Source organism: Nocardia neocaledoniensis (assembly GCF_029868625.1).
Taxonomy (GTDB): Bacteria; Actinomycetota; Actinomycetes; order Mycobacteriales; family Mycobacteriaceae; genus Nocardia; species Nocardia neocaledoniensis_A.
This window is the reverse complement of the sequence record NZ_JARWOJ010000076.1, coordinates 1-6,563: the sequence shown is the minus strand read 5'-3', so window position 1 is coordinate 6,563 and position 6,563 is coordinate 1. Positions and strand designations below refer to the sequence as shown.

Sequence of the window (6,563 nt, the reverse complement as noted above, 5' to 3'; positions counted from 1 at the left end):
GCCCTACACGGCGGCGCCGGGGCTGTGGCCCGTCCGCACCGGCCGTGCTCCGTGGGCCGAGCCCGCCGTGCGGGTGGGCCCGGCCCAGGCGGGAGGAGGGGGGGGGGCGCGGCCGGGGCCCGGGGGGGGGGCGCGCCGGGGGGGGGGCGCCCACACCCCCCCCTCCCCCCCGGCCGCGGGCGCTCCCCCCCGTTTGGGGCGCCCCCCCCCCGATTCCGGTGTTCAGGCGGGAGTGGCGTGCCGGCAGACCGCGGCCAGGCGTAGCTGCAACCAATCGGCCTCCGGCCACGACGACGGAGCGCCCGCCCGCAGCCCGCCCGCGAATTCGGTGACCTGATCGAGCAGGCCGCGGGCATAACCGGCGAGCAGCACGGTGAGCGAGATGCCCGTCGATTCGCCGACGCCGAACGCGAGAATGTCGCGCACCGCCGCGGCGTGCTGATCGAGTTGGGCGCAGAGCCCCGGATGTTCCGAGGCGGCCAGCTCCGCAGGAATTCCGTACACGGTATTCAGTTTTTGCATATGACGTCGTGCCGAAACTTCGAGCAACGCGGGGCCGAGCGAGAACACCACCAGATGGTAGCAACCCCGCCGGATCGCCCCGACGGCGAACTCGTCGCAACCCCGCATTCCGCTCGAATTGTGTTGAGCGCAACCATGGTCGGCCGCGCGCGGCCCTGCTGGACTGGCCGACATGGCCACCGAACGCCGCAGATTGAAGACCGTCACCGGGGTGAGCGGATCGCCCGATGTGTACGCCGCCGCACTGGACCCGACCCGGTCGACCCTGAACGAGGCGGTGCGGATCGCCCGGATCGCCGAGGAGAACAAGATCGGGGCCCTGTTCGCCGCCGACCTGCTCGCGTTCGGGGCGCAGGGCGCGATCGGCGCGCAGGAACCGATCGTCCAGCTGGCCGCGTTGAGCGCGGTGACCAGCCACGTCGGCCTCATCGCGACGGTCACCACCACCTTCCAGCACCCCTACAACCTGGCCCGGCTGTTCGGCACCCTCGACCACGTGAGCAACGGGCGTGCGGCCTGGAACGCGGTGACCTCCTCGCTCGGCGAGGAGAACTACGGCGCCGGTGACCTGCCGAGCCCGGAGCGGCGCTACGCCCGCGCCACCGAGGCGCTCACCGTCGTCCACGCGCTGTTCGACAGCTGGCAGCCGGGCGCGCTGCGGCCCGACGGCCGTGGTGGCGCGGTCCTCGACCCCGCGCTGGTGCGGCCCATCGACCATGCGGGAGAACACTTCTCGGTGCGCGGTCCGCTGAACATCCCGCCGCTGCCGCAGGGGCGGCCGGTGCAGTTCCAGGCGGGTCAATCCGCGGGCGGCATCGAGCTCGGCGCCCGCTTCGCCGAGGTCGTCTTCACGTCGTTGCCGACGCTCGAGGACGCCGTCACCTACACGAAGCGGATCAGGACTCGCGCGGCCGAACTGGGCAGGGCCGACGGGCTGCCGCTGATCTTCAGTTCCTTCCACGCCACCTACGGCGCGACCGAGGCCGAAGCGCGTCGGCTGGTGCGGGAGGCCGCCGAGGCCACCGACTTCGTGGCGGGCCGGGCCCAGCTCGCCGACATGCTCGGCGGCGGGGTCGACCTGTCCGAGCTGCCGCTGGACAAGCCTCTCCCGGACAGCCTCCTGCCCCAGCTCGATTCGGTGCACCGACGGCGTGGCCGGGTGGAGATCTTCACCAAGCTGGCCGCCGGCGGCGCCACCTTGCGCGAGCTGATCGTGGCCGCCAAGGACACCGGCCACTGGGCCGCGGCGGGCACACCCGAGCAGCTCGCCGACGCCATCGAGGAGCGTTACCGGGCGAACGTGCTCGACGTGATCTCCCTCGGCGGCCTCGCCGACGCGCGCACCGGCGACTTCGTGCTCAACGGTCTGCTGCCCGAATTGCGCCGCCGCGGCCTGGTCGACACCGACTATCTGGGCGGGACCTACCGCGAGAACCTGGAGCTGCCCACGCCGGGCTGACGCTCAGAACGGCACCTCCGTGCGCAGCAGCCCGGTCCCGCTCGCGCGGCCGGACAGGATGCGGCAGAACTCCACCGCGTCCAGCTCCAGCGTCGGCCCGTCACCCTCCGCCCACGTGCCGCCCGCCGGGCCGTGCAGCGTCAGCCGAAAGGGGCTGCCGTGGCGCCGCGCCCATTCGCGCACCACGCCGTCGACGATGCGGCCGTCGTGTTCGGCGGTGAGCTCGTGCGGCTTACCGGTGGCCCGGCTCAGATCGATCCGGTGCATCCACGGGTCGCGGGTCAGGATCACGTCGGTGACGAACCCCACCGTCCAGCGTTCATCGATGCCGTTCACCCGCTCGGTGCCCGGCATCGAGAGCCCGCGCACGAAGCCGGGAAGGCGACGGCGCGCGGCGGTGGCGCGCGGGGCGAGGCGCGCGATCATCGCGCGCAGTTCGTCGGGGGAGTGGGCGCCGTAGCGGGCGACCTGGTGGGCGGTGAGCGCGTCGACGCGGTGTTCCTCGCCACCGGGGCGACGTTCGGCGATCCGGTTCTGCCGGATCATCTCGCGGATCGACGCCGTCATCGCCATCATGCCGACCACGTGTGAAATCAGCTGGTGCACAGTCCAGTCCGGGCAGTCGGTGGGCCGCTGCCAGTCGTCGGGCGCGAGGGCGGCGACGGCCCGGCCGACGCGGTCGTATTCGGTCGCGGCCAGGGCGATCGACGCGGTGTGGGGTGCCTCGCTACGGCGCGGCTCGGTCGGTGTCGGGGTCGAGGTGGTCATCGGGGTGCCTCGGTTCAGGGGGTAGGCCGACGCCGTCGGCCCACATGGTCATCGCCCGGTCGAGTAACCGGCGCCTGCTGTCGCCGGTGGGATCGTTGGCGAGTTGCTGGTCGATGAGGCCGCCGATCAGGCTGAACCAGATCTCGATGTCACCTCGATCGGTGACACCTGCCTCGGCGAACAGGGCGAGCGCGGCATTCATGACGCGCTGTGAGGGCTCGTAGGACTCGGGGGAAGGCTCGAATCCGGCCACCGTGCGCTGGTTCATCAGCTGGTAGCGGGCCAGATCGGCGACCGCGAAATCGAAGAATTCATACGCCACCGCGAGCAGTCGGGCTCGCGGTGCGGAGGGCAGGTCGGCGGTCACCCGGGCCGAGTAGGTCTCGAATTCGGACCAGGCCTGCCCGAACATCGCGTCGTAGATCGCGTTCTTGGACGCGAAGTGTGTGTAGAGCGACGGCGCTCGCATGCCGACCCTGGTGGCGACGTCGCGCAGGGTGAGCTGCGTCAGCCCGTGCTCCCTGGCCAACTCCCACGCGACCTGCAGGATCTCCCGCCGAGTCGCCTCACGGCGTTCGGCTTGCCTATCGCGAGTAGTTTCACCTAACACGATTAGAAGTGTGACGCACATCACTTGTCGAGTCAAGGGGTTATCGCGGGGTGTGGGGCGCGGCGGAGTTGCGTCAACCCGGCGCCAGGGGGATTCTGAGTGGGCAGTACCGACTCGAGACAACGTTCGGCTAATCGCCACGGCGAGCGGAGGGGCCCATAGTGAATGTCACCGAACCGGCTATCCAGCTGCTCGGCGCGATCCCGGTGATCCCCGCTGCCGCAGGGTATCTGGCACGCGAGGGTGTCGGCCGGACCTTGCGCCGGTGGCCGTACGCCCCGCTGTTCGGCCGGCTGGTGGCCGTGTTCGTCTGGGGCGCCGGTGGATTGGCGACTCTGACCGTGCTCGGCATCCCGACAGCGATCACCGTCCCGCTGGCCATCGCGGTGGCCGCCGTCGTGCTCGGGACGCTCGCCGTCGCCTTCGCGGGCGGCCTGATCCGCCCGGCGCCCGCGTCCGAGAACCTGCCGGTCGGCTGAACCGGCCTACCTACCGGAAGGCGTCGGCGTCGGTGAGCGCCTTGCCGAGGATCAGCTGGTGCACCTCCGCGGTGCCCTCGTAGGTGAGCACCGACTCCAGGTTGTTGGCGTGCCGCAGCACCGGGTAGTCCAGCGTGATCCCGTTGGCGCCCAGGATGGTTCGACATTCGCGGGCGATCGCGATGGCCTCGCGGGTGCTGTTGAGCTTGCCCGCGCTGATCTGCTCGCCGGTGATCTCGTGCCGATCCTTCAGCCGGCCCAGGTGCAGCGCGAGCAACTGACCCTTGCCGAGTTCGAGGGCCATGTCGGCGAGCTTGGCCTGGGTGAGCTGATAGGCGGCCAGCGGCTTGTCGAACACCTCGCGGGTGCGGGCGTAGTCGATCGCGGCGGCCAGGCAGTCGCGAGCGGCGCCGAGCGCGCCGAAGACGATGCCGAAGCGGGCCTCGCTCAGGCAGGCCAATGGTGAACTCAGGCCACGGGATTCGGGCAGTACGGCCTCGGCGGGCAGGCGCACGTCGTCGAAATCCAGTGCGGCGGTGAGGGACGCGCGCAGCGAGAGCTTGCGCTGGATCTCCCTGGTGGTGAAGCCGGGTGTGCCGGCGGGCACCAGGAAGCCGCGCACCCGCGGCCTGTCCTGGCCCGGTTCCTCGGCATACGCCCAGACCACGGCCACATCGGCGACCGCGCCGTTGGTGATCCACATCTTCGAACCGTTGAGCACCCAGTCGTCACCATCGCGCTTGGCCCTGGTGCGCATCCCACCGGGGTTGGAGCCGTAGTCGGGCTCGGTGAGGCCGAAGCAGCCGATCAACTCGCCGGCAGCCATCGCGGGCAGGTACTGCTGCTTCTGTTCCTCGGACCCGTAGAAGTGGATCGCGGTCATCGCCAGCGAGCCCTGCACCGAGACCATGCTGCGGACGCCGGAATCGACGGCCTCGAGTTCCTGGCACGCCAGGCCGTAGGCGGTGGCCGAGGCCCCGGCGCAGCCGTAGCCCTCCAGGTGCATGCCGAGCAGTCCGAGTTTGCCGAGTTCGGGGGCGATCTCCCTGGCCGGGAAGGCGCCTTCCTCGAACCAGTCGGCGATGTGCGGGCGCAGCCTGCGCTCCCCGAATCGGGCCACTGTGTCGCGGATTTCCCGCTCCTCGGGCGAGAGCAGCGGATCGATCGCGAACAACTCTTCCACAGTCACCATGGCGTCAGCCTAACCGCAGCCCTGGCCCCGAATCCGGCACTTCGTGCACCGCCGATACCCCAGCATCGGGCCACGGAACGCGCCAACTAGTCTGAGCCCATGAGTGAGCTGGGATTCTCGACCAGGGCCATCCACGCCGGATATGAACCCGATCCTCAGACGGGTGCGGTCAACGTCCCCATCTACGCGAGCTCCACCTTCGCCCAGGACGGCGTCGGCGGGATGCGCGGCGGTTACGAATACGCGCGCACCGGCAACCCGACCCGCACCGCGCTCGAAGCCAACCTCGCGGCCCTCGAATCGGGCACCTACGGCCGGGCCTTCGCCTCCGGTATGGCCGCGACCGACTGCGCGCTGCGCGCGGTGCTGCGGCCCGGCGACCACATCGTCATCCCGGACGACGCCTACGGCGGCACCTTCCGGCTCATCGACAAGGTGTTCACCCAGTGGGGCATCGAGCACTCGCCCGCGCACATCGCCGATCTCGACGCTGTCCGCGCGGCCATCCGGCCCAACACCAAGCTGGTCTGGATCGAGACGCCGACCAACCCGCTGCTCAGCATCGGTGACATCCCGGCCCTGGCCGACATCGCGCACGAGGCCGACGCCAAGCTCGTCGTCGACAACACCTTCGCCACCCCGTACCTGCAGCAGCCGCTGCTGCTCGGCGCCGACATCGTCGTGCACTCGACCACCAAGTACCTGGGCGGGCACTCCGATGTCGTCGGCGGCGCGCTGATCACCAACAGCAAGGAACTCGACACCGCGTTCGCGTTCCTGCAGAACGGCGCGGGCGCCGTGCCGGGTCCGTTCGACGCGTTCCTCACCCTGCGCGGGATCAAGACGCTCGCCGTGCGGATGGAGAAGCACTGCGACAACGCCGAGGTGATCGCGGAGTTCCTCACCAACCATCCGGCCATCTCGCAGGTCATCTACCCCGGCCTGCCCACCCACCCCGGCTACGAGATCGCGCAGAAGCAGATGCGCCGCAGCGGCGGCATGATCTCGGTGCGCCTGGCCGGTGGTCGTGAGGCGGCGCTGAAGTTCTGCTCGCGCACCCGGATCTTCACCCTGGCCGAGTCGCTGGGCGGGATCGAGTCGCTGATCGAGCACCCGGGCGCGATGACGCACGCCAGCACCGAGGGCTCGGAGCTGGAGGTGCCCGCCGATCTGGTCCGGCTCTCGGTCGGTATCGAGGACATCAGCGATCTGCTCGCCGATGTCGAGCAGGCTCTGAGCTGACGGGCACCCACACATGACGAAGCGGGGGCCGCCCGGGGAGCGTGAGGGGCGGCCCGCCGGGGGGGGGGGGGGGGCCCCGGGGCCCGGGTGGGGCGGCGGCCCGGGCGCGATCAGTCGGAACCTCTACTGCACCCCCGACGCCGCGGTCGACGAGGTGGCCGCCGTCGCCCGTGCCGTGAACGAGCGCACCAGGAGCATGGGCATGGCGCTCACCTCGTGCACCGTGCCCGCCGCGGGGAAACCGACGTTCGAACTCGGTGCGGACGAGATGGAGATCGGGATCGGCATCCA

Annotated in this window: 8 protein-coding genes; 4 read left to right on the top strand and 4 right to left on the bottom strand. The window is 70.7% G+C overall.

All coding sequences use genetic code 11. The features are described 5' to 3' along the window. Window positions 1-222: 222 nt before the first annotated feature. On the bottom strand, window positions 223-570 hold the full coding sequence (locus QH270_RS04765) for a DUF6401 family natural product biosynthesis protein (protein ID WP_280339097.1): 348 nt from the start codon (window positions 568-570) through the stop codon (window positions 223-225). Window positions 571-694: 124 nt separating this feature from the next. Between QH270_RS04765 and QH270_RS04760 the strand changes: the two genes are divergently transcribed. Further along, window positions 695-1,981 (top strand): NtaA/DmoA family FMN-dependent monooxygenase, encoded by a 1,287-nt coding sequence (locus QH270_RS04760; RefSeq protein WP_280339095.1) that lies wholly within the window; start codon window positions 695-697, stop codon window positions 1,979-1,981. A gap of 3 nt (window positions 1,982-1,984) precedes the next feature. On the opposite strand, the gene QH270_RS04755 is transcribed toward QH270_RS04760, so the two are convergent. After that, on the bottom strand, window positions 1,985-2,749 hold the full coding sequence (locus QH270_RS04755; protein ID WP_280339094.1) for a maleylpyruvate isomerase family mycothiol-dependent enzyme: 765 nt from the start codon (window positions 2,747-2,749) through the stop codon (window positions 1,985-1,987). Further along, complete coding sequence (locus QH270_RS04750) at window positions 2,709-3,359, bottom strand: TetR/AcrR family transcriptional regulator (RefSeq protein WP_280339093.1); 651 nt, start codon at window positions 3,357-3,359, stop codon at window positions 2,709-2,711. The genes QH270_RS04755 and QH270_RS04750 overlap by 41 nt, the downstream gene beginning before the upstream one ends. 161 nt (window positions 3,360-3,520) lie before the next feature. Here QH270_RS04750 and QH270_RS04745 point away from each other — a divergent pair, with 161 nt between their 5' ends. Next, window positions 3,521-3,838, top strand: coding sequence for a hypothetical protein (locus QH270_RS04745; RefSeq protein ID WP_280339091.1), 318 nt, complete (start codon window positions 3,521-3,523; stop codon window positions 3,836-3,838). 10 nt (window positions 3,839-3,848) lie between these two features. Here QH270_RS04745 and QH270_RS04740 read toward each other — a convergent pair whose 3' ends face one another. Continuing rightward, the gene (locus QH270_RS04740) at window positions 3,849-5,030 is read right to left on the bottom strand and encodes an acyl-CoA dehydrogenase family protein (protein ID WP_280339089.1); all 1,182 of its coding nucleotides are present in this window, start codon (window positions 5,028-5,030) and stop codon (window positions 3,849-3,851) included. 99 nt (window positions 5,031-5,129) lie between these two features. Here QH270_RS04740 and QH270_RS04735 point away from each other — a divergent pair, with 99 nt between their 5' ends. Then, window positions 5,130-6,272, top strand: a complete 1,143-nt coding sequence (locus tag QH270_RS04735; RefSeq protein WP_280339088.1) for a cystathionine gamma-synthase — start codon at window positions 5,130-5,132, stop codon at window positions 6,270-6,272. 13 nt (window positions 6,273-6,285) lie between these two features. Continuing rightward, window positions 6,286-6,563, top strand: a 278-nt coding sequence (locus tag QH270_RS04730; RefSeq protein ID WP_280339087.1) for a dihydroxyacetone kinase subunit DhaK, incomplete at its 3' end; no start/stop codon positions are given.

Excerpts from the sequence above, each read along its gene's own strand:
- QH270_RS04760 (WP_280339095.1), top strand. The coding sequence starts at position 695 with ATGGCCACCGAACGCCGCAGATTGAAGACCGTCACCGGGGTGAGCGGA.
- QH270_RS04755 (WP_280339094.1), bottom strand. The coding sequence starts at position 2,749 with ATGACCACCTCGACCCCGACACCGACCGAGCCGCGCCGTAGCGAGGCA.
- QH270_RS04740 (WP_280339089.1), bottom strand. The coding sequence starts at position 5,030 with ATGGTGACTGTGGAAGAGTTGTTCGCGATCGATCCGCTGCTCTCGCCC.
- QH270_RS04735 (WP_280339088.1), top strand. The coding sequence starts at position 5,130 with ATGAGTGAGCTGGGATTCTCGACCAGGGCCATCCACGCCGGATATGAA.